Here is a 25,323-nt window from a genome sequence, read left to right as displayed (position 1 = left end):
CTTAATCGTCTTTTTAGAAAACCTGATTAAGATTTTGAAAGAATGAATAGGATACAACTAAGAACAATCCTTTTAGGATTATTGAGTATCGGGTTTGTGCAGAGTCATGCGCAAACCTTTGCTTTGCAGGTAAAGAATGACCGTATTGCTTATTTGCCCGACGAACGCGGAAACCGGATACTTGATTTCTCTACTTGCGGTTATCAGTCGTCCGAGCAGGACATCCCTTCCGTCGGCAATAAAGTGTTCGTCTCCTGGAAGGCGGGAGACAATACGGCGCGTATCCAGCGAGCCGTCGACTATGTTTCTTCACTTCCCCCCGACGCTTCCGGTTTTCGTGGAGCCGTAATCCTGGATAAAGGAGAGTTTTCCCTCTCCGGAAGCATCCGTATCGCAGCATCGGGAGTCGTATTGCGAGGAGTGGATAAAGAGAAAACAGTGTTGTTGAAGAGAGGAACAGACAGAGGTTCGCTTATCTATATGGAAGGAACGGACGACTTGACGACTTCGGATACCTTGCAAATACGCTCCGGCTACGTTCCTGTAAATGAGAGGACATTGGAGATTGCTTTGGGAACCCCGTTGAAGAGAGGCGACCGTGTGCTGATAACCCGTCCCTCCACAAAAACGTGGATTGCTGCTTTGGGTTGCGACATCTTCGGCGGCGGAATCAGCGCCTTAGGATGGAAAGAAGGAGATATGGACGTGACTTGGGACCGGACTATCACCGGAGTGAACGGTAATCAAATCACATTGGACGCTCCCTTGACCGTAGCCTTAGACAGCCGGTACGGTACTTCGACAATCAGCCCCTATCAATGGAACGGACGCATCCGCCAGTGCGGGGTAGAAAACATGACACTGGTTTCCGATTATGATAAACGTTATCCCAAAGACGAAGACCATTGCTGGACAGGCGTCTCCATCGGGAATGCGGAAAACTGTTGGGTAAGGCAGGTCAACTTCCGGCATTTTGCGGGAAGTGCCGTTATCGTGCAGCGTACAGGCTCAAAAATAACCGTCGAAGATTGTATCTCCCGGCAGCCTGTTTCCGAACTGGGCGGGATGCGCCGTTGCACCTTCCACACACTGGGACAGCAAGTGTTATTCCAGCGTTGCTATTCGGAACAGGGGATTCACGACTTCTCCGCCGGTTATTGTGCCGCCGGTCCCAACGCTTTTGTACAATGCGACTCCTACGAATCTTTCGGATTCAGCGGCTCTATTGAAGCCTGGGCTTGCGGCTTGTTGTTCGATGTTTGCAACATAGACGGACACAACCTCGCTTTCAAGAACCTGGGACAAGACAAGAACGGGGCAGGCTGGAACACGGCAAATAGCCTGTTTTGGCAGTGCACTGCCGCCGAAATCGAATGTTATACTCCTGCCCAAGATGCGAAAAACCGTGCATATGGTTGCTGGGCGCAGTTCTCGGGCGATGGAGAATGGGCACAATCCAACAATCATGTACAACCGCGCAGCATCTTTTACGCCCAATTGACAGAGCGGTTGCAGAAAGATTGCAGTGCCCGCGCCCGCATCCTTCCCAGAAACACAAGCGCCACCAGCAGTCCTACCGTAGAAGTAGCCATGCAGTTGGCGAAAGAGGCCTACATCCCCCGCCTTACTTTGGAACGCTGGATTGACGAAAACAAGTTCGTTTCCTCCGTTTCCCCGTCGGTGAAACCGGTGGAAGCCATCAAAGAGAAAAAGAGTACTTCGGACAAGCAGCCCGCACAGGCGGAAGTGGCGATTGTCGACGGACGTATCCAAATGGGCGGCGCTTTGTTGGTAGGCGGAAGCCATACCACTCCCTGGTGGAACGGAAAACTCAAGACCAACTTCTTGGAGAAGGCAAGCCCCGCCATCACCCGTTTTGTTCCGGGACGTGAAGGAACGGGACTGACCGACCGCATAGACTCTGTGGTCGACTTTATGAAACGGAAACACATCTTGGTGTTCGACCAAAACTACGGATTATGGTACGACCGCCGTCGCGACGACCACGAGCGTATCCGCCGCCGTGACGGAGACGTATGGGCGCCTTTCTACGAACAACCCTTCGGGCGAAGCGGCGAGGGGAGAGCCTGGGAAGGATTAAGTAAATACGACCTTTGCCGTCCCAACGCCTGGTATTGGTCGCGCTTGAAGGAGTTTGCAGAAAAAGGGAGCAAGGACGGATTGCTTTTATTCCACGAAAACTATTTCCAGCACAACATCATAGAAGCCGGAGCACATTGGGTAGACAGTCCGTGGAGAAGCAGCAACAATATCAACGGAACCGGATTTCCGGAACCTGTCCCGTTTGCCGGCGACAAACGAATCTTTGTAGCCGATATGTTCTACGACACGACCCATCCGGTACGCCGCGAGCTGCACAGGCAATACATCCGTCAATGTCTGGATAACTTTGCCGATTGTCCGAATGTCATCCAACTGACCAGTGCTGAGTTTACAGGCCCGTTGCATTTTGTACAATTCTGGCTGGACGTGATAGCCGAATGGGAAGCGGAAACAGGAAAGAAAGCCAAAGTTGCGCTAAGCGCGACCAAAGACGTGCAAGATGCTATCCTTGCCGATTCCGGACGTGCCGCCGTGGTAGACATCATCGATATCCGTTACTGGCATTACAAGACAGACGGAATCTTTGCGCCGGAAGGCGGAAAGAATATGGCGCCCCGTCAGCATATGCGCAAGATGAAAGTAGGGAAAGTGACCTTCGACGAAGCATACAAGGCAGTGAGCGAATACCGTCGGAAATATCCCCGGAAAGCAGTAACATACTACGCACAGAATTATCCGGCAATGGGGTGGGCGGTATTCATGGCAGGCGGTTCGTGTCCCGCCATTCCCTGCACGGACAACGCCTTCTTGAAGGATGCTGCGGCGATGGAAGTGGAAGAAACCGATACCGACAAGTATAGGAAACTGGTAAAATCTGGTATCGGAAGTATCATTTATTCCAAGTCGGGAACAGATATTCCCCTTCAGCTCCCCTCCGGAAAATACGTGCTGAAGTATATCCACCCGCATAGCGGAGAGATAGAAACGATAAATAAATCTTTGAGAATAAACGGATTGTACGAATTGAAAGTACCCGACAAGAAAGAAGGTATTTATTGGTTCCACAAATTATAGCAAAGAGAATCCCGCTGACGACCGGTTAGCGGGATTCTTTTTTTATCGGTAATTTCTAATAAAAGCGTGTTATAAAACATGATATTTGTTTTTTCAATCCACAAATCAGATTTTACCCGGGGTTGCGGTCGGCAGTGCTTAGTTTTGCAGCGTCAAAATCAATCGAAGAATGCTATGATGGAACAAACTAATAATTCGACCGAACATTTATTCGCCTCTTTTCAGGCAGGGAATATGGCAGCTTTTTCCCAGTTGTACGATGCACATATCCACATCCTCTTCAACTACGGGCTAAGGCTTACCATCGACAAAGAGCTGCTTCAAGACTGTATCCACGATGTCTTTGTGAAACTCTATACCAAAAGAGCGGAGTTGGGCGCCATTGAAAACTTGAAATCATACCTGTTCATCTCGTTGAAGAACAAACTCTGCGACGAACTCCGCAAGCGTATGTATATGTCGGACACAGACATTGAAGAGGTGAACATAGCAGCTCCCACCGATGTGGAAGACGACTATGTGGAAAGAGAACAACGCAGCAACGAGTGCTCGCTGCTGAAGCGTCTGTTGGGACAACTGTCGCCCCGTCAGCGCGAAGCGCTTACCTTATATTATATAGAAGAGAAGAAATACGAAGACATTTGCGAGATTATGCATATGAACTACCAGTCGGTGCGCAACCTGATGCATCGCGGACTTTCCAAACTGCGTACGCTTGCCTGTTGATTTCAGGAAAAAAAGGATATTTCATTGAGTACATATGCAGGACAACGCCGTCCTATTTATGTAAACGCTTAAAAAGGATGCGATATGTGCTCGAAGGTAAATGATTTTTTGACGGATGACGATTTTATCAACTACGTATTGGGGGCGGCTCCCCAATCGGTTTCCTATTGGGAAACTTATTTCAGCGAGCATCCGGAAGAGATAGCGGATGCTGAAGAAGCCAAAGCGGTATTACAGGCACCGGCAGATGTCGTATGCAGTCTGTCGGAAGGGGAGAGCAGGCAACTGAAAGATAGGATTATTAGCAGTATAAAAGATTTTTCGGATATTTTGTAGTTGCCGCTACGCCCCTTTTTTGTACTTTTGCGTCTGATTCAAAAAAACATCACACTCATGAATACAGGCGAATCTTTATTACCCACAAGTAGATTCATTGCGGAATATGCGGCCCACCTGATGGGGGCAGGGGTGCACACCTCGCGGGTCGTACGCAATTCCAAACGTATCGGAGAGGCTTTCGGCGTAGACGTCCGGTTGGGCGTATTCCATAAAAACATCGTTCTTACGATAACAGACAAAGAGACGTCCGAGTCGTGCAATGAGGTGGTGGACATTCCTGCGCACCCTATCAGTTTCGAGCATAACGCGGAACTGAGCGTATTGAGCTGGGAAGCGGCCGACCGTCATCTCCCGTTGGAAGAACTGACGGAAAGATACCGGAAAATTGTCTCCGCTCCGGTGATACATCCCCTGTTAGTGCTCCTGTTAGTGGGGCTTGCCAATGCTTCCTTCTGCAAACTGTTCGGCGGCGACCCTGCCTCTATGGGAATTGTCTTCCTTGCCACCGTGGCGGGCTTTTACCTCAAGCAGCAGATGCAGAAAAAGAAAATCAACCATTACATCACGTTCATCGTATGCGCCTTTGTCGCTTCGCTGTGTGCTTCGGCGGCACTGATGTTTGATACGACATCCGAGATTGCGATGGCAACCAGCGTACTCTATCTCGTTCCCGGCGTACCTCTGATTAACGGTGTGATTGATGTGGTCGAGGGATACATACTCACCGGTTTTGCCCGCTTGACGGAAGCCTTTCTGCTGATAATCAGCATAGCCATTGGGCTTTCCCTCACTTTATTGATGGTAAAAGACAGTTTAATGTGATATGATAGCACTTGATATTCTTACAGACGGATTTTTTGCTGCGGTAGCAGGTATTGGGTTCGGTGCTATTTCCAACCCTCCCTTGCGTGCCTTCAAAGTGATAGCCCTGTTGGCGGCTTTGGGACACGCCTGCCGTTTTTGCCTGATGACGTATGCGGGGGTAGACATTGCCACCGCCTCCTTGTTTGCCGCCTTGCTGATAGGTTTCGGCAGCCTGTGGCTGGGCAAGCGCGTACACTGCCCGATGACGGTACTCTACATTCCGGCTCTGCTTCCGATGGTTCCGGGCAAGTATGCCTACAACATGGTGTTTTCGCTCATTATGTGTTTGCAGCACATGGAACAGCCCGAACAGCTCGACGCATTTATGAGAATGTTTTTCTTCAACAGCTTAGTAGCCGGTACGGTGATATTCATGTTGGCGGTGGGAGCCTCCTTTCCTATGTTCCTGTTTCCGCGCCGTGCCTTTTCGCTGACAAGGCACTCGTAGCCCTATGCCGGCAAAGCCTTATCGAAACTGCTATATTATAACGACAAAGAGTATGAGCAACTTACGGATTTTATTGTATGCATTTATGTTTTCTTTGGCAGCTTGCCACCCCGAAACAAACAGAGTGACTCAGGGATTGGATAAGGCCGCCCGGCTGATGGAGCAAGACCCGGATACCGCTTCCGTTATCCTCGAAGCAATCCGCCAACACCGGATGAACGAAGCGCAGCTTGCCGAATACACGCTGTTGTGCACCCAGCTCGACGAAGACAAGCATATCCCCCATGCTTCCGACAGTCCCGTCCGCCGGGCAGTCTCTTATTACGAACAGTACGGCGACGAAGCCCAAAAGGCGAGAGCCTACTATTATTTGGCTTGCGTGGAAAGCGGCTTGAATCGGAAAGAAGAGGCCGAAACTCATTTCAAGGAAGCGATAAGGCTTGCCGCACAGACGGAAGCCTACGGACAGATGACTAAAATCTGCCAAAGATGCAGCCTCTACTATCAGCAACAGGGCAAATACGACGAAGCGTTGGAAATGGAAAGAAAAGCATATGCCGGCCGGTTGATGCTGATGGAGAGCCAAAACAGTTCTCCCGTGCTGTTCGCTTCCGCTTTGGGGCTGTTCGGGGTGCTGTCGTTGTTGCTCGGACTGCTTTGGAAGAAGCATTTGTCGGTACATTCACAACTGGATACTTTCAGGAAGGAGATGCAGCAGAAAGAGGTGGAATCCTATAAACTAACGTTGCAGTGCAGCTACCTCGAAAAGAGATACCGGTCGCTCCAGCAGGACATCTATGAGAATGCGCCGGTAGTCTCCAAAGTCCGCCAGTTGAAAGAGCGCGCTGTCTCCGCCAAAACGCCCTCTTTCTCCGAGAAGGATTGGAGTGAACTGCTCCGGCTTCAGGAGAACGTCTACGGACTGGTATCCAAGCTGAAAGAGCTGAGTCCCAAGCTCACCGAAGAGGATTTAAGGGTATGCGCCTTTCTGCGCGAAGGCGTCCAGCCTGCCTGCTTTGCCGACTTGATGAAACTGACTACCGATACATTAACCCGGCGAATCTCCAGAATAAAAACAGAGAAACTGATGTTGGCAAACGCTAAGGAATCCTTAGAGGAGATTGTAAAGGCGTTGTAAACCTTCCCATTCCGGCTGAAAGAATTTCTCTTCATGCCGATGTCTGACAAATAAAGATATGTGTCTGACAATGAATCTATTGCAGTTTCCTGTCGTTTCCTACGTAGGAAACGACAGTATCTTGCTATGGAAACGCGCGTATCTTCCGAAGGAAACGGCCGTTTCCTGCAATGGGAACCGGCGTTTCTCCGTATGGAAACGAACGTATCTTCCATAGGTTCCGATGCCGTCGTCCGTATTTGTCTGCCGTTCTTGGCGGACGTCTTTGAAAATCAATTCTTTATATAACTCCTTCGTCCGCATCCGTCCGGCCGGAAAGTCAGTTTTTCCGTGTGTGTTCCCTAACTTTGCAGGCAAAAAAGTTACCGAACCATGAGCGACTTATTATTCAAAAGATGGAACGACTGCTGCGGTTGGGCGGCCTTCCTTATTGCAGCGTTTGTTTACGGGACGACTGTCGAACCTACTGCAAGTTTCTGGGATTGTCCCGAATTCATTTCATGTGCCGAGAAGTTACAAGTAGGCCATCCGCCCGGTGCGCCTTTTTATATGCTTGTCGGGAATCTCTTTACTCAGTTTGCTTCCGATGCGAAAGACGTGGCCTACACGGTCAACTTCTTGAACGCCTTGCTGAGTGCCGGTTGTATTCTGTTTCTTTTCTGGAGCATAACCCGACTGGTGAAACCCTTGCTTGCAACCGGCAAAGAGAACCTGTCGGTTGCAGACCTCATTCTTATTTTAGGCGCCGGAATGACAGGCGCGTTGGTCTACACCTTCAGCGACACCTTTTGGTTCAGTGCCGTCGAGGGCGAAGTGTATGCTTTCTCCTCTTTCCTCACTGCCGTGGTCTTTTGGATGATTCTGCGATGGCAAGACGAAGCCGACGCCATACACGGCGACCGTTGGATTGTCCTTATAGCCTATGTCATCGGACTTTCCATCGGGGTGCATTTACTCAACCTGCTCTGCATCCCAGCCATTGTGCTGGTGTTCTATTACCGGAAATACCGGACAATATCCCTTTGGGGAGTCACCGGAGCCATAGCCGTGTCGGGACTCCTTATCCTGTTTATTCTCTTTGTCTACATTCCCGGTATGGCGGATGTGGGAGGATGGTTCGAATTACTCTTTGTCAACCTCCTCGGTTTTCCTTTCCACACCGGACTGATTTTCTTTGTCGTTCTGCTGATTGCCGCACTCACGGGAGCCATCTTCCGTTTCCGCAAACGCGTAGTACACACTACTTTGTGGTGTTTGCTCATGCTTACCGTAGGCTATACCACCTATGCGGTGATACTGATTCGTGCCAACGCCAATACGCCGCTTAATGAAAACGCACCCGACAATATCTTCACCCTCAAAAGCTACCTCAACCGCGAACAGTACGAAAGCGCCCCGCTGCTTTATGGAAAGACGTATGCTTCCGAACCCGAATACGTGCCCGAAGGCGACTATTACAAAGTAAAAACCAAGAAGGGCGCCGCCATCTATCGTCCGGACAGGGAGGCGGGCAACTATGAACTTATCCGGCACAAAGAGGAGGTGTGCTACACGCAGCCCATGTTCTTCTCCCGGATGTGGAACGAACGCATGGCTTCCGCTTACAAGAGCTGGACGGGAAACAACGGAACGCCTCCCACCCAAAAAGAGAATCTGACCTATTTCATTACCTATCAGCTTAATCATATGTATTGGCGTTATTTCCTGTGGAACTTTGTCGGACGGCAGAACGACATACAGGGAAACGGCGAACCGGAACACGGCAACTGGATAACAGGAATCTCCTGGCTGGACAACTTAAGACTGGGAGACCAAAGCCTGCTGCCGGAATCCTTGCGGCAGAACAAAGGACGCAATGTATTCTACGGATTGCCTCTTTTGTTAGGGCTCTTCGGAATTTATTGGCAATGGAACCGCAGCCGGACAGGCAGGCAGCAGTTCAGCGTGCTGTTCTTTCTCTTTTTCATGACGGGACTTGCCATTGTGCTTTACCTGAACCAGCCTCCCTGCCAGCCGCGCGAACGGGACTATGCATACGCCGGTTCGTTCTATGCCTTCGCCATTTGGATAGGGATGGGAGCGGCAGGAGTGTGCGACGCACTCCGCCGGAGAACGGCTTCGACCGCGCCAGTGGGTGTGCTGATGGCGATTTGTCTGTTGCTTCCGGTGCAGATGGCAAGCCAAACGTGGGACGACCACGACCGGAGCGGCCGTTTTACCTGCCGTGACTTTGGGGCGAACTACCTGATGACTCTGCCCGACAAAGGGAATCCGATTATCTTCTGCAACGGCGACAACGATACTTTCCCCTTATGGTACAACCAGGACACGGAGAACGTACGCCGGGATGCACGTGTTTGCAACCTGAGTTACGCGCAGACCGACTGGTATATTTACCAGCAGCAATGTCCGTTGTACGACGCGCCGCCCTTGCCCATAAGCTGGAACAAGCATCAGTACCAGGAAGGTAAAAACGAATATGTAGCCGTGCGTCCGGAACTGAAGAAGCAAGTGGAGGAACTCTACCGAAAACATCCCGAAGAGGCACGGAGAAGTTTCGGAGATGACCCGTTCGCGCTCGGCAACATTCTGAAATATTGGGTCTTTTCGGACAAAAAGGAATTTCGTGTCATCCCCACGGATACGATAAACATTCCTGTCAACAAAGAGGCGGTACTCCGTTCGGGTATCATGCTTCCCCGCGCCATCCGTTCTCTGAAAGGCGAAGCGTTGAGAAAGGCGATACCGGACAAGCTCCGTCTTTCCCTGAAAGAGATACGTATGCTTACCAAAGTCGATTTGCTTCTCTTGGAAATCCTTGCCAACTGCAACTGGGAGCGTCCGCTTTATGTCGCCCTCTCCGTAGGAGACATCAGCCGGTTGAAATTTGACAATTACTTCGTGCAGGAGGGACTGGCACTCCGTTTCACTCCCTTCGACTACAAGGAGTGGGGAGACGCCGACAAGGACAGGCCTTATGCAGTAGACGTGGAACGGCTCTACGACAATGTAATGAACAGATATGCCTATGGGGGAATGGATGCTCCGCAACTTTACTTGGACGAAACTACCCTGCGTATATGCTGGTACCATCGGCGACTCTTCGCACTGCTTGCCAAAGAGCTGATTGCACAGGGAGACGATGCGCGTGCGCGGAAAGTTCTTGCATACGCGGAGCAGGTTGTTCCCGCCCGCCATGTTCCCCCAACGTACGAAAGCGGTTCTTACGACCTGGCAACAGCCTATGCCGCCGTCGGAGAAAAAGAGAAAGCCGCCGCCTTGACGGAGTATCTGATAGCCGAAGCGGAAGATTACATCGAATGGGCTTTTTCATGGCAGGCGGACGGTAGGGAAAGTCTGCGCAACGACTGTATGTATAAGCTCTGGCAGTGGAACCGTTACAACGAACTTTTGAGAGAGGTGGACGAGGAGATGTACAGGACGAGCAGCCAACGGTTGGAAGAGAACTATGTACGTCTTGCTTCCGGCACGAATGAGAACAATTGAAATATGAAGCGTGTATGAAACAGAAAGAGAAAACAACCGTATTCGGCAGAAGGAATTATAGGATTCTCGTCGTAGGTTCGGCAATGATTGTGGCAGGTTATCTGCTGATGAGCGGCGAGGGGAGTACTCCTGCCGCCTACAATCCCGATATTTTCAGCGAATGGCGCATCCGAATCGCCCCCGTCATCTGTCTGGCGGGATACCTGATAAATGTATTCGGACTCTTGTACCGGACGGGTTCAAAAGAGAAGAATCTGTAATTCAGGTATAACTTTCGGTAACAGATATAGTTGATAATTCGACTTATCTGCTTAAATTTGCGCGGTATATAAGAATGGACTTCAAACTACTATAAATCGAAAAAGAATACATTATGCTGCGTACTATCAGACTTACAGCCGCGCTTCTGTGCTTTACGCTTGTCACCCTGTTGTTTCTCGACTTTACGGGGACTCTGCACGCATGGTTCGGATGGCTGGCGAAAATACAGTTCTTGCCGGCGTTATTGGCCTTGAATATAGGTATCGTATCGGTGCTTGTCATACTGACACTGCTTTTCGGGCGTATCTATTGTTCCGTCATTTGTCCGTTGGGTGTCTTTCAGGATGTTGTGTCCTGGGTATCCGGCAAGCAAAAGAAGAACAGGTTCCGCTATTCGCCGGCGAAGAGATGGTTGCGATACGGCGTATTGGGGGTGTTCTTCGTGCTGATGGTGGCGGGAGTGAATGCTTTGGCCATACTGATTGCTCCTTATAGCGCATACGGCAGGATAGCTGCCAGTCTCTTTGCCCCAGTGTGGCAATGGGGGAACAACCTGCTTGCCTGCATCGCCGAACGGATGAACAGTTACGCCTTCTACGAAACAGAGGTGTGGATGAAGAGTCTTCCGACATTTCTTATCGCCGTAGGTACTTTCGTTATCGTCAGCATCTTGGCCTGGCGCAACGGACGTACTTACTGCAACACGGTCTGTCCGGTAGGTACGGTGTTAGGGTTCGTCTCCCGGTATGCGATGTTCAAACCAGTGATTGATACTGCCAAATGCAACAGTTGCGGCTTGTGTGCCCGCAACTGCAAAGCCTCCTGCATCGACCCGAAAGCACACGAAATCGACTACAGCCGTTGCGTGGCTTGCATGGACTGTATCGGAAAGTGCAGGCACGGAGCCATCGGATATACCCGGCGAACAGCCGAAAAGCAAACGCCCGTCACAACGGAAGCCGGCAACTCCCGCCGCAACTTCCTTTCGTCTTCGGTACTCTTGGCTACGACTTTCATACTGAAAGCGCAGGAGAAGAAGGTGGACGGCGGACTGGCTGCCATCGAGGAGAAAAAGATTCCTCACCGCGAGCATCCTATTTATCCGCCGGGAGCACTGAGCGCGCGGCACTTTACCCAACATTGCACCGCGTGCCAGCTTTGTATCTCCGTATGTCCCAACCAGGTGCTCCGCCCTTCGGGCAACCTGATGACTTTGATGCAACCCGAAATGTCATACGAACGCGGATATTGCCGTCCCGAATGTACCAAATGCTCGGACGTATGTCCCGCAGGAGCCATCCGCCCCATTACCACGGCAGATAAGTCGGCCACCCAAATCGGGCACGCCGTATGGATAAAAGAGAATTGCATACCTTTGACGGAAGGGGTGAAGTGTGGCAACTGTGCCCGCCATTGCCCTACGGGAGCCATCCAGATGGTAGCTTCCGACCCCGACGAACCCAAGTCGCCGAAGATACCGGTAGTCAACGTGGAGAAATGCATCGGCTGCGGAGCGTGTGAAAACCTTTGCCCGTCGCGTCCGTTCAGCGCCATCTACGTCACCGGACATCCCATGCACCGGACTATTTGATTGAACTAAATCAGCAGAAGATTATGGAAGAAAGAAACAGGAAAGATATAAATAGGAGAGACTTTATCAAAATCGTAGGTATCAGTGCCGCCACTTCTACGGGGCTGCTGTACGGATGTTCGTCGAAGGGTAATCCGGCTTCGGGCAGTATTGCGGCAGAAGGGGAGATACCTGCCGACAAAATGACGTACCGTACATCGCCAACCACCGGCGACCGCGTTTCACTCTTGGGATACGGCTGTATGCGCTGGCCGCTCACACCCGCACCCGATGGCAACGGAGAGGTAATCGACCAGGACGCCGTCAACAGTCTGGTAGACTATGCCATTGCCCACGGAGTGAATTATTTCGATACGTCTCCGGCTTATGTGCAGGGCTTTTCGGAAAGGGCAACGGGGATTGCATTGAGCCGCCATCCCCGCGACAAATATTTCATTGCTACCAAACTGTCCAACTTCTCTCCGGACACATGGTCGCGCGAGGCTTCGCTCAAGATGTATCACAAGTCGTTTACGGAGCTCCAGGTCGACTACATCGACTATATGTTGCTCCACGGTATTGGTATGGGAGGTATGGATGCGCTCAAAGGACGATACATAGACAACGGAACGCTCGACTTCCTGATAAAAGAGCGTGAAGCCGGACGTATCCGTAACCTCGGTTTCTCCTATCACGGTGATATCGAAGTGTATGATTACCTGCTTTCACGCCACGATGAAATAAAGTGGGACTTTGTGCAGATACAGCTCAACTACGTAGACTGGAAGCACGCCAAAGCCACCAACCGGCGGAATACCGACGCCGAATACCTGTATGGCGAACTGAGCAAAAGAGGAATCCCCGCCATCATCATGGAACCGCTTTTGGGCGGACGCCTGTCCAAACTGAACGACAACTTAGTGGCACGGCTCAAGCAACGCCGTCCCGAAAACAGTGTCGCTTCGTGGGCTTTCCGCTTCGCCGGTTCTTTTCCCGGCGTACTGACGGTATTGAGCGGAATGACTTATATGGAGCATCTGCAAGACAACCTCCGCACATACTCGCCTTTGGAACCGTTGACGGACGAAGAGATGGACTTCCTCGAAGAAACGGCACAGTTGATGCTGAAATATCCCACCATCCCCTGCAACGACTGCAAGTATTGTATGCCTTGCCCGTACGGACTGGATATTCCGGCGATTCTCTTGCACTACAACCGTTGTGTCAACGAAGGAAACGTTGCCAGGAACAAGCAAGACGAGCATTACGCAAAAGCCCGCCGCGCCTTTCTGGTAGGTTACGACCGCCGCGTGCCGAAACTTCGTCAGGCAAGCCACTGCATCGGCTGCAACCAGTGTGTGTCGCATTGTCCGCAAAACATCAACATACCGAAAGAGTTGCACCGGATAGACCGGTTCGTCGAACAACTGAAACAGGGTACATTATAATAGAATGAAGGAGTTAATCGACTTGCTGCATAGCGGAGGATATTCCTGCGTGATTGCCAACGAAGGAAAGACGCACACCTTCACCCAACGCGGAGTAGCCGATTTGTATTATTTGCTGACACAGGAACCGGCGTTACTGAAAGGAGCACTGATAGCCGACAAAGTAGTCGGCAAAGGAGCTGCCGCCCTGATGATATTGGGCGGAATAAAGGAGTTATATGCGGACGTCGTCAGCTCCGACGCTCTGAGTCTGCTTCAGACTTCGGACGTAAAAGTCAGCTTTGCACAGGAAGTTCCTTTTATTTGGAACCGTACCCGCACCGCCAGATGTCCCGTAGAGACTCTGTGCCACAACGAGCAGTCGGCAGCAACTATCCTGCCGTTGATTCGCGACTTTCTCAAACAATGATTTATTTCTAAAACAGTCAATAACAAACAACTAAGGAGTATGAAATCAACAACAATAAAACTTTACTCGCTGGATTACAGTAATGTGAATACCTATTTGGCAGCTTTGCTATTCGTTGTCGGAAACATCGTCTTTCCCCAACTCTTTCATCTTATCCCGCAAGGAGGGATAACCTGGCTGCCGATTTATTTCTTCACACTCATCGGCGCATATAAATATGGTTGGAAGGTAGGAGTGCTGACTGCTATCTTGTCGCCGGTGCTCAATTCCCTGTTGTTCGGTATGCCTTCTTCCGCAGTTCTGCCTGCCATCCTGTTGAAATCCGTATGGTTAGCTCTTGCCGCCGGCTGGGCAGCCCGACATTTCAAACGCGTCTCCATTGCCATACTGGCAGGCGTAGTGTTTACTTATCAGGTATTGGGCACGTTGGGCGAATGGGCCATCACCGGAAGTTTCTATCTTGCCGTCCAAGACTTCCGTATAGCTGTTCCGGGGATGTGTTTGCAGGTATTCGGAGGATATCTGTTCATTAAATATTTGATTCGTAATTCATTACTTTCCAACAGATAAAGAGACAAGTTTGTACGTATACAAGAATCAGGTAACAATCATAAGATTTTTACCTGATTTTTGTATGTAGAATAGGGAAGTTCATGCATTTTTCGTATTTTTGCGCCCTATTACAGTACTTAAAGAACTTTAAATACAAAAATATAATGGCAAAAGAACTGAAAGACCTTACCAAACGTAGCGAGAACTATTCGCAATGGTACAACGATTTGGTGGTAAAAGCAGACTTGGCAGAGCAGTCTGCCGTACGCGGATGTATGGTGATTAAGCCTTACGGATACGCAATTTGGGAGAAAATGCAGCGTCAGTTAGACGATATGTTTAAAGAGACGGGACACGTAAATGCATACTTCCCGTTGTTAATTCCCAAATCATTCCTGAGCCGTGAAGCTGAACACGTGGAAGGCTTTGCAAAAGAATGCGCCGTAGTGACGCATTACCGTTTGAAAAATGCGGAAGATGGTTCGGGCGTAGTAGTAGACCCCGCCGCTAAACTGGAAGAAGAGCTGATTATCCGCCCGACATCAGAGACTATTATCTGGAATACCTATAAAAACTGGATTCAATCTTATCGCGACCTGCCTATTCTTTGCAATCAGTGGGCGAACGTTTTCCGTTGGGAGATGCGTACCCGTCTGTTCCTGCGTACTGCCGAATTCCTTTGGCAAGAGGGACATACTGCCCACGCCACTCGCGAAGAAGCCGAAGAAGAAGCAGTCAGAATGTTGAATGTATATGCGGATTTCGCAGAGAAATATATGGCAGTTCCCGTTGTGAAAGGTGTGAAATCTGCCAATGAACGTTTTGCCGGCGCATTGGATACATATACCATCGAAGCCATGATGCAGGACGGAAAGGCACTGCAAAGCGGTACTTCCCACTTCTTGGGACAGAACTTTGCCAAAGCATTCGATGTTCAGTTCGTGAACAAAGAGAACAAGTTGGAATATGTTTGGGCTACGTCGTGGGGTGTTTCCACTCGTTTGATGGGTGCATTGATTATGACTCACTCAGACGATAACGGTCTGGTATTGCCGCCGCATTTGGCTCCGATTCAGGTGGTAATTGTTCCTATTTATAAGAATGACGAACAACTGAAACAAATCGATGCTAAAGTAGAAGGTATTGTTGCCAAACTGAAAGCATTGGGCATTTCGGTGAAATATGACAATGCGGACAACAAACGTCCGGGCTTCAAGTTTGCGGATTATGAATTGAAGGGTGTGCCTGTCCGCTTGGTAATGGGAGGCCGCGACCTTGAAAACAACACAATGGAAGTGATGCGCCGCGATACACTGGAAAAAGAGACAATCACGTGCGACGGTATTGAGACTTATGTACAGAATTTGCTTGAAGAAATGCAGGCAAATATCTACAAGAAAGCATTGGATTACCGCAACTCGAAGATTACGGCAGTAGATACTTACGAAGAGTTTAAGGAACAAATCGAGAAAGGCGGTTTTGTACTGGCTCACTGGGACGGTACTTCCGAAACGGAAGAAAAGATTAAAGAAGAAACGAAAGCTACGATTCGCTGTATCCCGTTCGATTCTTTCGTGCCGGGCGACAAAGAACCGGGTAAATGCATGGTTACAGGCAAACCGTCGGCCTGCCGTGTGATATTCGCACGTTCTTATTAATATAAAACCTGTATAGATTTCCCATGAAGAGCCCGAAATTTAAGTTAGAATTTCGGACTCTTTTGCATTTTGGCAATATAAGTCAGAGGAAATTGCCATACGGAACAATAAATTGCTATGTGAAATAGAACTTTTATATCCGAATTTACGTTTTAAATAGATAGTTACAGTGAAAACCAATTTTAAAAAACAACGATTATGAAAAAGTTAGTATTCTTATTAGTGTGCTTGTTTACATTGCAGACAGTAGCGTTTGCAGACGACGACCGTCCCATCCAAGTTACTCAAATGCCACAATCGGCACAACGGTTCATCAAACAGCATTTTGCCGACAGCAAAGTGGCTTTGGCAAAGATGGAAAGCGATTTCTTCAATAAAAGTTATGAGGTGATTTTCACGAATGGCAATAAAGTGGAGTTCGACAAGAAGGGGGATTGGGAAGAGGTGAATTGCAAATTCACTTCCGTTCCGTCGGCAGTTGTTCCCCCCGCCATCCGGAAATATATCGCAACCAATTATCCCGACACAAAAGTGTGGAACATAGGGCGCGATAAAAAAGAATATGAAGTGAAACTCTCCAATCGTGTGGAATTAAAGTTCGACTTGCAGTTCAATTTGATTGATATTGATTTCTAAACCTCTTTGGCGCAAAAGCCACCCGTTTCTGCAATTGGCGGAGTGCGGTGGCTTTTTTCTTTTCTTATTCAGTCGTATCGGTCTGTTGGCGAGCCTTTTCTTCCTGTTTCCGCTTATTGCGCAGCTTCCACTTTCCGAAGAACAAATCGCTCCATTTGTTGAAATCCTTCTTGTACATAATGCCTACGCCCTGTGTGGTGAGGTTGGTCTTTGTATAATAACGGTCGTTTGTTTCGTTATAGGCTTTCAGGCGGATATCTCCCGAGCGGTTTATCAGCCATTCCGCTTCAAAGTCTCCCACAAAGTTGGTGTTTGCCATCGGATTGTCACGATAGCCGAAGTTACCGTTAATCAACAGGCGGTTGTTCAACAGTTGACCCGACAGGATTCCTTCCACTTCCACATCCGTCCAGCCTTTGTCACCCGTACTCAGATTGGTTCCGATGTTCCAGTTGTTTGTTTCAAAAACCCGCGACAGGGCGTTATTCAACTGTCCAGAGAGGGTAGAAGAGAGTACCGACGACATCACATTGGAGTTCTGATTGTTGTTTCGGGCGTCTTCCGTATAGAACTTGCCGATTCCCAACAGATAGAGAATCTGCATATTCATCTGTTCTTCCGTGCTGATGTAGTTGCGCACCAATGTTTGTACTTCATCCCTTTCATTCGGAAGTTCGATACCCAATTTAATGGTCGGACGCACCAACATTCCACTCAGGTTCATGATGCAATTCACCCGCACGTTGGGTTGCTGGATGATGGTCGAAGCATCAGGTATCAAATCGTTCAGGGAAGCGGAGTTTACCGTATATGCAGCCTGTATGTCCATATTGGCATCCAAAGGCGCACCATGAAAAGTGATTGTGCTTCCGTTCTTTATGACAAAGTCCTTGCGGATGACTTCTTGCAGACTGAACTTGTAGACTCCTTGAGTAATTCTGTAATTACCGAACATCTTCACATCGCCTTTGTTGTAAAACTCTGTCCGGATGTTTCCCGTACCTTTTCCACTGATGTAATCTCCGGCTATCGGGTCCATGATAATCCGCATCGTCGCATCGGGTGTAGCATCTACAAGGATATTGAGACGGATATCCGTCTGCTGCTCAGCTTCCGCCTGTCGTTTCTGTTGCACCTGCTCGTAATGGGAAGCTATCTGTACGGAATCGCGGATAGTGCGGCGGGGTGTCTTGTCGACAAACTTGATAAACTGATTGTTAGTGGCCGATGCTACGCTGCCGTTGATGTAAGTGAAGGTTGTATTCCGGTTGGTTGTCATGGCGGCATTGACTTCCAGTCCTTGAATGGCATTACCGTATAGCAAAACGTTTCCCGTGCCGTACACCGTTCCATAGAAAGGCATATCGGCCGATTCCTTCGTATTCATCACAAGCATATTGTCGGCCTGTACCTCGAAGCGATAGTTCATGTTCTTGAAATGCTTGAAACGCAGATATCCGTTGATTCTTCCCGCATGACCTTCCATGTCGGAAATATACATATTGTTGAAAGTCAATCCGGTAGGAGCAAGGTGTACCGTGTCCTTGATGATAAAATGAGTATTCAGTATATCAAACTTCATAGACGCATCCGCCATGACTGCGCCGTCTAAATTCAATCCTTTGAACTTTCCGTAGAAATGCACCTTTCCCGTTCCCCGTCCTTTTATGTCGGTAGCGATGGACTTCATGTAATGTTCAAGAAATTTAAGGTTCAGTTCGTTGGCTTCGATATGCAGGTCGAGCCCGCTCTCTGGTTTCAACGGATAAATAATACCGCTGACGCGCGATGGAGCGGGAGATATATCGCGGATGGAGGCGTTCAGACGGATACCTCTGTTGTCATTGTCCCATTCGCCATATATATCCAGGTCGCCCAACCGCCCTTGATTGAGTGAGAAGTTCTTAACAAACAGGCGGGTATTCATGACCGGCTTTTTCAGTACACCGCTCGCATAAGCCGTTCCCGTCGCATCTCCCTCAAAGTTTACATCGTCGGAAACGTTTGCTATATCAAATACATATCCCATATTGATATCTTTCAAATCGACCTTCACCGTATCTTGCGGATTGTCGGAAAGGCGTCCGTTGATACGCACATAGCGATCTCGGTGGCTGAAGTAGAAATTATTCACGTTCACCTTGCCCGAATCTACCACCACTTGCGAAGGATGTACTTTCCACAAGGTATCATTCAGTATAATATCCGTCGGTTTCACATCTACCGTTGCCTTCAACAACGGCTTTTCGCCCTCTGTGCGCAGAAACTCCGCCACGGCAGCCAACCGTCCGCTATAAGTTACCGCCGCACTGTTTCCCCAATTCAATGTCGTACTGACACGATCGTCTTTCGCCTGTGCATTCAGCGAGAGATTGACTGCCCCTTTTTTCTTCAGATTGGTTAAGCGCACCTGCGCACGAATATGGTCTGCCGGATTCTCGCACAACACCATTCCCGATTCTATATAATTATTCTTGTACTGCAAACGGGGAAAATAGCCTTCTACTCGTAAACGCTGCATGGAATCATTGAAATATCCCTTCACGGTGGAGTGGGTATATACGGTAAGCGGAATATCGAACACCTTCGACAAGAGGTCCGTATTATAAATATGTATATCAAACAGAAAGTTATTGTGTGTCTCAACCGGCTTTTTGGGCGGCAATATCAACGACGGAACGTACTTTCTCATGATATTCAGCATACTGACAGGTAGCGTATGGTATTGAAACTTTCCAGTTACGCTTGCTGTCAGAAACTCGGAAGTCAGCTGCAGTTGATTCTCGTCGTCTTGTCTGGTTGCCCGAATATTTATATTTCTCATGAAATACTCCTTGTCTGGAGCCGTAAACGTCAGACTATCTACATTGATTTCTCCCATCATCTCGTCAACGGAACCGCCCGTGAAGTTGGCTTTCAGTTTCAGAGAAAATTCCGAATCCGAGTATTTGTCAGTGAGATTCAAGTCATTGGGACGTATTTTGTCTACTACCGCTAAAAAATTAAAAGTCGGCACTTTGGAGGCAGTATTGATGTCTCCATTCAAATAGATGGAGCCGTTCGGGTCATCCAATATCGCTTTACCGTTGAATCCGCCTCGTTTATATTCACCATCCAGCGTAATATTCTCATATCGGTATCTACTATAATCGACGGAAGCAATCAGCCCTTTCAGTTCGACAGCCGGAAGCTGGTCGGCAATGTGCCTGCCATATACATCCAGATTGAATGTGATTTCTCCTAACTTCTCGTTGGCAAGCAGTTCACCGAGTTTGTAATCTTCCGTTTTCACCGCGCCGGAGTAAGCGAATAATCCTTTACTCTTGTCCGAACTTAATTTCAAGTCGGTCTTTATGCTTCCCAAACCGGTACGTAATTGTCCGTAAGTGACCAAATCCGTAAAATATCCGGAGATTTCTCCACGGAAACTGACGTCACCCAAGCGTTCGAGAATAGGGGGAACTCCGTTGTAATTGTGCCCCAGGTTACGTACCAAAAAGCCGACGCCACGGGTGTTAGCCGAGAGTTCGGAAAGAGTACCATATATATATGCGTTTTGCGGATGTGACAAATCGTGAAGCGACACCTCTCCCCGAAGACGGAATTGCCGATTGTCTGCCGTAATCTCTAAATGCGGACAATTCAACTGATCGGCGGTGCCTTGTACCTCCATATCTAACGTGACCGGTTCCTTAAAGTGTGACAAGGTCGGTACGAAAGGCGAAATATCCTTCAACGTAACTTGTGACGGAAGTGTACGGAATGAAAAGCGAACCTGCTCGGCAAAATGATTGAAAGCCTGCAAACTGTTATAGTCTAAACGGATGGTATCCATTTTTAAAGAGGTCTCAGGCAGTTCAATGACAAAATTTTCAATACTTGTCTGTTTGCTGTTGGCAACCAATTTCAGGCTCAGCTTTTTCAAGGAGAACCCCGATGCACTCTCATCAAGGCTCAACCGTTTGATTCCCAAATTCACCGAATCCTTGTTCAAGGCCTTCAAAGAGACATTGGCAATGATGTTCTGAAGCTGGATATGCTTGGAGTTGAACTTCCCAGGAGTTTCCTCTTCCGAAAGTACATGATAGGACATCCGCCCGCGACGAATCAGAATCGAATTGATACGCAAGTCGAGCGAACTTTCTTTTACCGTATCTTTGGATGCGAAAGCGTCCAGCACAAACTTGAAATTGGGTGAAGCATCCGGCGTATCCTTCCGGAGACTGATGTTAAAGCCAAAAAGCTGGACACTGCTGATGGAAATCTTTCCTTTAAAGAAAGGCACGATGTCAAACTTGGCAGAGAGGCGGGTAACTTTAAGCATTTCTTCCCCGCTTTGATCGTTAAGTAATACATCATCAATGATGATGCGGTTCAACAATCCCATATTCATTCTTCCGATAGTAACCTGAGTTCCCAACACTCCGGAAAGTTCTTTGGCGACAAACGAACTCATTGCTCGCTGAACAGTTGGTATATTCAGCAAGATAATAGCCCCGATATATACTCCCAGTACAATACCGACTATCCAGCGTACAGTCTTTTTCAGCGTTCTGATAAGCGTTTACTTTTATTTTGCGAACAAAAATATAAAATAGTTCGTTATGAATCGTAGTTTTATGATTACTTTTGCACCGTTTAATAGTATAAAATCTTATGAGTGCAATAATATTAGGAATCGAATCCTCTTGTGATGATACGTCGGCAGCCGTTATCAAAGACGGTTATCTGCTGTCAAATGTAGTGTCAAGTCAGGCCGTACACGAAGCATACGGTGGTGTAGTCCCCGAACTGGCTTCACGAGCACACCAGCAAAATATTGTACCGGTAGTACACGAAGCATTGAAACGTGCCGGTGTCACTAAGGAAGAACTGAGCGCAATAGCATTCACCCGAGGTCCGGGGCTAATGGGTTCGTTGCTTGTCGGTGTTTCTTTCGCTAAAGGATTCGCCCGCTCTTTGGATATTCCTTTAGTTGATGTTAACCACTTGACAGGTCATGTATTAGCTCATTTTATTAAAGTAGAAGGAGAGGAGAACAAACAACCGCAATTCCCGTTTCTTTGCCTGTTGGTGTCCGGAGGAAATTCACAGATTATATTGGTAAAAGCGTATAATGATATGGAAATTTTGGGACAGACCATTGACGACGCCGCAGGCGAAGCGATTGACAAATGTTCGAAAGTCATGGGATTAGGATACCCGGGCGGTCCTATTATCGACAAACTGGCACGTCAGGGAAATCCGAAGGCTTTCACATTCAGCAAGCCGCATATTCCGGGCTTGGATTATAGCTTTAGTGGATTAAAAACTTCATTCCTGTATTCGTTGCGCGACTGGCTGAAGGAAGACCCTGACTTTATCGAACATCACAAAATGGATTTGGCAGCATCGTTGGAAGCGACTGTTGTAGATATCCTGATGAATAAATTGCGGAAAGCAGCCAAAGAATATAAAATCAAGGAAGTAGCCGTAGCGGGAGGAGTTTCCGCAAATAACGGATTGCGCAATGCATTCTGCGAACACGCGGAAAAATACGGCTGGAACATATATATTCCCAAATTCAGCTATACGACCGATAATGCGGCGATGATTGCCATGACCGGATATTTCAAATATTTGGATAAAGAATTCTGTCCTATTGAACTTCCGGCTTATTCCCGCGTTACTTTATAAGTCGTTTTTTACACATCTTACTTATATATAAGGAGAATAGATTGTATCAATAAAGCAGGAAAATATGTTTGCCGAAATTATAACCATAGGCGATGAACTGTTGATAGGGCAGGTTGTCGATACTAATTCCGCCTGGATGGGACGGGAGTTAAATAAAATAGGTATTGAGGTGCTGCGCACTGTTTCAATCCGCGACCGGGAGGAAGAAATTTTGGAAGCGGTGGATCATGCGATGAAAAGGGTCGATATTGTTTTAGTCACAGGAGGATTGGGACCTACAAAGGACGATATAACAAAGCAGACGCTTTGTAAATATTTTCATACGGAACTGGTATTCAGCGAAGAGGTTTTTGAAAATGTAAAGCGGGTATTGGCAGGAAAAATTCCAATGAACGCACTCAATAAAAGTCAGGCAATGGTTCCCAAAGATTGCATTGTAATCAATAATCCTGTGGGAAGTGCTTCCGTCAGTTGGTTTGAGAAAGAGGGAAAAGTACTTGTGTCCATGCCTGGAGTTCCGCAGGAAATGACTGTTGTAATGACCGAAAGTATATTGCCAGAATTGCACAAAAGGTTTCAGACAGACGCAATCCTTCATCAAACTTTCCTCGTACAGAACTATCCGGAATCGGTATTGGCCGAGAAGTTGGAGGCGTGGGAGAGTGCCTTACCGGAGTGTATTAAATTGGCTTATCTGCCCAAGCCCGGAATAATCCGGCTGAGACTGACTGGGCGCGGACAAAGAAAAGAGGAAATCGAAAAGATTCTTGAGTGTGAAAAAATAAAACTGAAAGAAATCTTAGGCGAAGATATTTTCAGTGAAGAAGATGTATCATTAGAAACTGTCGTAGGTGAGCTGCTGAAAAAGAAGAAATTGACCGTTTCCACCGCAGAAAGTTGCACTGGCGGAAGCATTGCCGCACGGTTAACCTCCGTCTCCGGAAGCTCGGAATATTTCAACGGCAGCGTAGTGGCTTACTCCAATGAAGTAAAAATGAGACTTTTACAAGTGTCTTCCAAAACCTTAGAATATCACGGCGCTGTAAGTGAGGAGACTGTAATTGAAATGGTAAAAGGTGCGATGAAAGCATTGAATACAGACTGTGCTGTTGCCACATCAGGAATAGCCGGTCCGGGAGGCGGCACTCAAGAGAAACCCGTAGGAACTGTTTGGATTGCCGTTGGTTATAAAAACGAAATTCGTACTTACAAACAGGAAACCAATCGGGGAAGAGCCATGAACATTGAAAGAGCAGGCAATAATGCGTTGTTAATGCTTCGAGATTTGCTCAAATAAGGAAAAATAGCTGCTTATAAGTGAATTATTTTAAGAAATTCTTGTTTTATACGGATAAAAGTGCTTACTTTGCGTCCTGTTTGAAATAAGTATAGATATAAAACTATAAAAATAAGATAGAAATGTCGAAGATTTGTCAAATTACCGGAAAGAAAGCCATGATTGGCAACAATGTTTCACACTCAAAGAGAAGAACAAAAAGAACCTTTGATTTGAACTTGTTTAACAAGAAGTTCTATTACGTAGAACAGGATTGTTGGATCAGCCTTAGCCTTTGCGCTAACGGTCTGCGTATTATCAACAAAAAAGGACTGGATGCTGCGCTGACTGAAGCTGTAGCTAAAGGTTATTGTGATTGGAAAAGCATTAAAGTAATCGGCTAAACGTAGAGGAGAAAACTTACAATGGCAAAGAAAGCAAAAGGTAACAGAGTACAGGTGATTCTGGAATGTACAGAACACAAAGATAGTGGAATGCCGGGAACATCTCGTTATATCACAACTAAAAACAGAAAGAATACTACAGAAAGACTTGAGTTGAAAAAATACAACCCGATTCTGAAGAGAGTAACAGTACACAAAGAAATTAAATAAAAGAAGTATAACCCATGGCAAAGAAAACAGTAGCAACTCTGCATGACGGTTCTAAGGAAGGTCGTGCTTATACTAAGGTTATCAAAATGGTAAAATCTCCGAAAACTGGAGCTTACGTTTTTGATGAACAAATGGTTCCGAACGAAAAAGTACAAGATTTTTTCAAGAAATAATCGGAATAGCATACACGCTATAAATTCAAAATCCTCTCACTGATAAACAATGAGAGGATTTTTTGTTGCTTCTTTTTTTACTTTTTCAATCCTTTGTTATATCTTTGTAGCATAATGTATTATACAAACAACCGTAGATATGGGATTTTTTAGTTTTTTTTCAAAGGAAAAGAAGGAAACTTTAGATAAAGGATTATCTAAAACCAAAGAGAGCGTATTTAGTAAAATAGCTCGTGCCGTAGCTGGAAAGTCAAAGGTGGATGACGAAGTGCTGGATAATCTGGAAGAAGTACTGATTACATCCGACGTAGGTGTGGAAACCACTTTGAACATAATCAAACGCATAGAGAAACGTGCTGCTGCAGACAAATATGTGAATACGCAGGAATTGAACCGTATTCTACGTGAAGAGATTGCTGCTTTATTAACCGAAAATAATTCGGACGATGTAGCTGATTTTGACGTACCCATCGCGAAAAAGCCATATGTGATTATGGTGGTAGGTGTGAATGGGGTAGGCAAAACGACGACCATCGGCAAATTGGCTTATCAGTTTAAAAAGGCTGGCAAATCTGTTTATTTGGGAGCTGCCGATACATTCCGTGCCGCTGCAGTGGAACAACTCATGATTTGGGGAGAGCGGGTAGGAGTGCCGGTTGTCAAACAGAAAATGGGAGCTGATCCAGCTTCTGTTGCATATGACACACTCAGTTCTGCTGTTGCCAACAATGCCGATGTTGTCATTATCGACACTGCCGGACGTCTTCATAACAAAGTCGGACTGATGAATGAGTTGACAAAGATAAAGAATGTGATGAAAAAGGTGGTATCTGATGCACCCCACGAAGTTTTGTTGGTATTAGACGGTTCTACCGGGCAGAATGCTTTTG

The 25,323-nt window shown here is 47.6% G+C and carries 22 protein-coding genes; 21 read left to right on the top strand and 1 reads right to left on the bottom strand.

Going from position 1 to position 25,323, the window contains the following annotated elements:
* Window positions 1-42: 42 nt before the first annotated feature.
* From QZ331_RS04590 to QZ331_RS04520, 15 genes are all read left to right on the top strand, one after another.
* Window positions 43-3,138 carry a DUF6298 domain-containing protein gene (locus QZ331_RS04590; protein ID WP_294628439.1) on the top strand — a complete coding sequence of 1,032 codons (3,096 nt, stop codon included), beginning with the start codon at window positions 43-45 and terminating at the stop codon, window positions 3,136-3,138.
* A gap of 174 nt (window positions 3,139-3,312) precedes the next feature.
* Complete coding sequence (locus QZ331_RS04585; RefSeq protein ID WP_294628437.1) at window positions 3,313-3,864, top strand: sigma-70 family RNA polymerase sigma factor; 552 nt, start codon at window positions 3,313-3,315, stop codon at window positions 3,862-3,864.
* 84 nt (window positions 3,865-3,948) lie between these two features.
* The gene (locus tag QZ331_RS04580; RefSeq protein WP_294628435.1) at window positions 3,949-4,200 is read left to right on the top strand and encodes a hypothetical protein; all 252 of its coding nucleotides are present in this window, start codon (window positions 3,949-3,951) and stop codon (window positions 4,198-4,200) included.
* Window positions 4,201-4,257: 57 nt separating this feature from the next.
* Complete coding sequence (locus tag QZ331_RS04575; protein ID WP_294628433.1) at window positions 4,258-5,025, top strand: threonine/serine exporter family protein; 768 nt, start codon at window positions 4,258-4,260, stop codon at window positions 5,023-5,025.
* 1 nt (window position 5,026) lies between these two features.
* Window positions 5,027-5,515: a threonine/serine exporter family protein gene (locus QZ331_RS04570; RefSeq protein WP_294628431.1), complete on the top strand. Its 489-nt coding sequence runs from the start codon at window positions 5,027-5,029 to the stop codon at window positions 5,513-5,515.
* A 52-nt stretch (window positions 5,516-5,567) separates the two neighbouring features.
* Window positions 5,568-6,653, top strand: coding sequence for a tetratricopeptide repeat protein (locus QZ331_RS04565; RefSeq protein ID WP_294628430.1), 1,086 nt, complete (start codon window positions 5,568-5,570; stop codon window positions 6,651-6,653).
* Between the two features lie 126 nt (window positions 6,654-6,779).
* Complete coding sequence (locus tag QZ331_RS04560) at window positions 6,780-6,941, top strand: hypothetical protein (RefSeq protein WP_294628428.1); 162 nt, start codon at window positions 6,780-6,782, stop codon at window positions 6,939-6,941.
* An 84-nt stretch (window positions 6,942-7,025) separates the two neighbouring features.
* Window positions 7,026-10,160, top strand: coding sequence for a DUF2723 domain-containing protein (locus tag QZ331_RS04555; RefSeq protein WP_294628426.1), 3,135 nt, complete (start codon window positions 7,026-7,028; stop codon window positions 10,158-10,160).
* A gap of 14 nt (window positions 10,161-10,174) precedes the next feature.
* Window positions 10,175-10,420 carry a DUF3098 domain-containing protein gene (locus tag QZ331_RS04550; protein ID WP_294628425.1) on the top strand — a complete coding sequence of 82 codons (246 nt, stop codon included), beginning with the start codon at window positions 10,175-10,177 and terminating at the stop codon, window positions 10,418-10,420.
* Window positions 10,421-10,533: 113 nt separating this feature from the next.
* Entirely contained in the window at window positions 10,534-12,012 is a 1,479-nt protein-coding gene (locus tag QZ331_RS04545) for a 4Fe-4S binding protein (RefSeq protein ID WP_294628423.1), read from the top strand.
* A gap of 23 nt (window positions 12,013-12,035) precedes the next feature.
* Entirely contained in the window at window positions 12,036-13,439 is a 1,404-nt protein-coding gene (locus QZ331_RS04540) for an aldo/keto reductase (RefSeq protein WP_294628421.1), read from the top strand.
* A 4-nt stretch (window positions 13,440-13,443) separates the two neighbouring features.
* Window positions 13,444-13,848: a DUF1893 domain-containing protein gene (locus tag QZ331_RS04535; protein ID WP_294628419.1), complete on the top strand. Its 405-nt coding sequence runs from the start codon at window positions 13,444-13,446 to the stop codon at window positions 13,846-13,848.
* 39 nt (window positions 13,849-13,887) lie between these two features.
* Window positions 13,888-14,418 (top strand): ECF transporter S component, encoded by a 531-nt coding sequence (locus QZ331_RS04530; protein WP_294628418.1) that lies wholly within the window; start codon window positions 13,888-13,890, stop codon window positions 14,416-14,418.
* A gap of 146 nt (window positions 14,419-14,564) precedes the next feature.
* Window positions 14,565-16,058 (top strand): proline--tRNA ligase, encoded by a 1,494-nt coding sequence (gene proS, locus QZ331_RS04525; protein ID WP_294628416.1) that lies wholly within the window; start codon window positions 14,565-14,567, stop codon window positions 16,056-16,058.
* Window positions 16,059-16,256: 198 nt separating this feature from the next.
* Window positions 16,257-16,694, top strand: coding sequence for a PepSY-like domain-containing protein (locus tag QZ331_RS04520; RefSeq protein WP_294628414.1), 438 nt, complete (start codon window positions 16,257-16,259; stop codon window positions 16,692-16,694).
* Window positions 16,695-16,758: 64 nt separating this feature from the next.
* Here QZ331_RS04520 and QZ331_RS04515 read toward each other — a convergent pair whose 3' ends face one another.
* Entirely contained in the window at window positions 16,759-21,150 is a 4,392-nt protein-coding gene (locus tag QZ331_RS04515; RefSeq protein ID WP_294628412.1) for a translocation/assembly module TamB domain-containing protein, read from the bottom strand.
* Between the two features lie 200 nt (window positions 21,151-21,350).
* Between QZ331_RS04515 and tsaD the strand changes: the two genes are divergently transcribed.
* The 6 genes from tsaD to ftsY form a co-directional block, all read left to right on the top strand.
* Window positions 21,351-22,370 carry a tRNA (adenosine(37)-N6)-threonylcarbamoyltransferase complex transferase subunit TsaD gene (gene tsaD / locus QZ331_RS04510; RefSeq protein WP_294628410.1) on the top strand — a complete coding sequence of 340 codons (1,020 nt, stop codon included), beginning with the start codon at window positions 21,351-21,353 and terminating at the stop codon, window positions 22,368-22,370.
* A gap of 64 nt (window positions 22,371-22,434) precedes the next feature.
* Complete coding sequence (locus tag QZ331_RS04505; RefSeq protein ID WP_294628408.1) at window positions 22,435-23,667, top strand: competence/damage-inducible protein A; 1,233 nt, start codon at window positions 22,435-22,437, stop codon at window positions 23,665-23,667.
* Between the two features lie 122 nt (window positions 23,668-23,789).
* On the top strand, window positions 23,790-24,050 hold the full coding sequence (rpmB, locus tag QZ331_RS04500) for a 50S ribosomal protein L28 (protein ID WP_004314359.1): 261 nt from the start codon (window positions 23,790-23,792) through the stop codon (window positions 24,048-24,050).
* Window positions 24,051-24,071: 21 nt separating this feature from the next.
* Window positions 24,072-24,260, top strand: coding sequence for a 50S ribosomal protein L33 (gene rpmG / locus QZ331_RS04495; protein ID WP_002560155.1), 189 nt, complete (start codon window positions 24,072-24,074; stop codon window positions 24,258-24,260).
* Between the two features lie 14 nt (window positions 24,261-24,274).
* Window positions 24,275-24,433, top strand: coding sequence for a DUF4295 domain-containing protein (locus QZ331_RS04490; protein ID WP_294628406.1), 159 nt, complete (start codon window positions 24,275-24,277; stop codon window positions 24,431-24,433).
* A gap of 139 nt (window positions 24,434-24,572) precedes the next feature.
* The coding region (gene ftsY / locus QZ331_RS04485) for a signal recognition particle-docking protein FtsY (protein ID WP_294628404.1) at window positions 24,573-25,323 on the top strand (751 nt) is incomplete at its 3' end.

The sequence above is a fragment of the uncultured Bacteroides sp. genome (assembly GCF_910586915.1).
Classification (GTDB): Bacteria; Bacteroidota; Bacteroidia; order Bacteroidales; family Bacteroidaceae; genus Bacteroides.
Note: the sequence above shows the minus strand (reverse complement) of the source record. Positions and strands in the feature narration are given on the sequence as shown.

Coding starts and splice junctions, on each gene's coding strand:
- QZ331_RS04590 (WP_294628439.1), top strand. CDS start 43: ATGAATAGGATACAACTAAGAACAATCCTTTTAGGATTATTGAGTATC.
- QZ331_RS04585 (WP_294628437.1), top strand. CDS start 3,313: ATGATGGAACAAACTAATAATTCGACCGAACATTTATTCGCCTCTTTT.
- QZ331_RS04580 (WP_294628435.1), top strand. CDS start 3,949: ATGTGCTCGAAGGTAAATGATTTTTTGACGGATGACGATTTTATCAAC.
- QZ331_RS04575 (WP_294628433.1), top strand. CDS start 4,258: ATGAATACAGGCGAATCTTTATTACCCACAAGTAGATTCATTGCGGAA.
- QZ331_RS04570 (WP_294628431.1), top strand. CDS start 5,027: ATGATAGCACTTGATATTCTTACAGACGGATTTTTTGCTGCGGTAGCA.
- QZ331_RS04565 (WP_294628430.1), top strand. CDS start 5,568: ATGAGCAACTTACGGATTTTATTGTATGCATTTATGTTTTCTTTGGCA.
- QZ331_RS04560 (WP_294628428.1), top strand. CDS start 6,780: ATGGAAACGCGCGTATCTTCCGAAGGAAACGGCCGTTTCCTGCAATGG.
- QZ331_RS04555 (WP_294628426.1), top strand. CDS start 7,026: ATGAGCGACTTATTATTCAAAAGATGGAACGACTGCTGCGGTTGGGCG.
- QZ331_RS04550 (WP_294628425.1), top strand. CDS start 10,175: ATGAAACAGAAAGAGAAAACAACCGTATTCGGCAGAAGGAATTATAGG.
- QZ331_RS04545 (WP_294628423.1), top strand. CDS start 10,534: ATGCTGCGTACTATCAGACTTACAGCCGCGCTTCTGTGCTTTACGCTT.
- QZ331_RS04540 (WP_294628421.1), top strand. CDS start 12,036: ATGGAAGAAAGAAACAGGAAAGATATAAATAGGAGAGACTTTATCAAA.
- QZ331_RS04535 (WP_294628419.1), top strand. CDS start 13,444: ATGAAGGAGTTAATCGACTTGCTGCATAGCGGAGGATATTCCTGCGTG.
- QZ331_RS04530 (WP_294628418.1), top strand. CDS start 13,888: ATGAAATCAACAACAATAAAACTTTACTCGCTGGATTACAGTAATGTG.
- proS (WP_294628416.1), top strand. CDS start 14,565: ATGGCAAAAGAACTGAAAGACCTTACCAAACGTAGCGAGAACTATTCG.
- QZ331_RS04520 (WP_294628414.1), top strand. CDS start 16,257: ATGAAAAAGTTAGTATTCTTATTAGTGTGCTTGTTTACATTGCAGACA.
- QZ331_RS04515 (WP_294628412.1), bottom strand. CDS start 21,150: ATGAGTTCGTTTGTCGCCAAAGAACTTTCCGGAGTGTTGGGAACTCAG.
- tsaD (WP_294628410.1), top strand. CDS start 21,351: ATGAGTGCAATAATATTAGGAATCGAATCCTCTTGTGATGATACGTCG.
- QZ331_RS04505 (WP_294628408.1), top strand. CDS start 22,435: ATGTTTGCCGAAATTATAACCATAGGCGATGAACTGTTGATAGGGCAG.
- rpmB (WP_004314359.1), top strand. CDS start 23,790: ATGTCGAAGATTTGTCAAATTACCGGAAAGAAAGCCATGATTGGCAAC.
- rpmG (WP_002560155.1), top strand. CDS start 24,072: ATGGCAAAGAAAGCAAAAGGTAACAGAGTACAGGTGATTCTGGAATGT.
- QZ331_RS04490 (WP_294628406.1), top strand. CDS start 24,275: ATGGCAAAGAAAACAGTAGCAACTCTGCATGACGGTTCTAAGGAAGGT.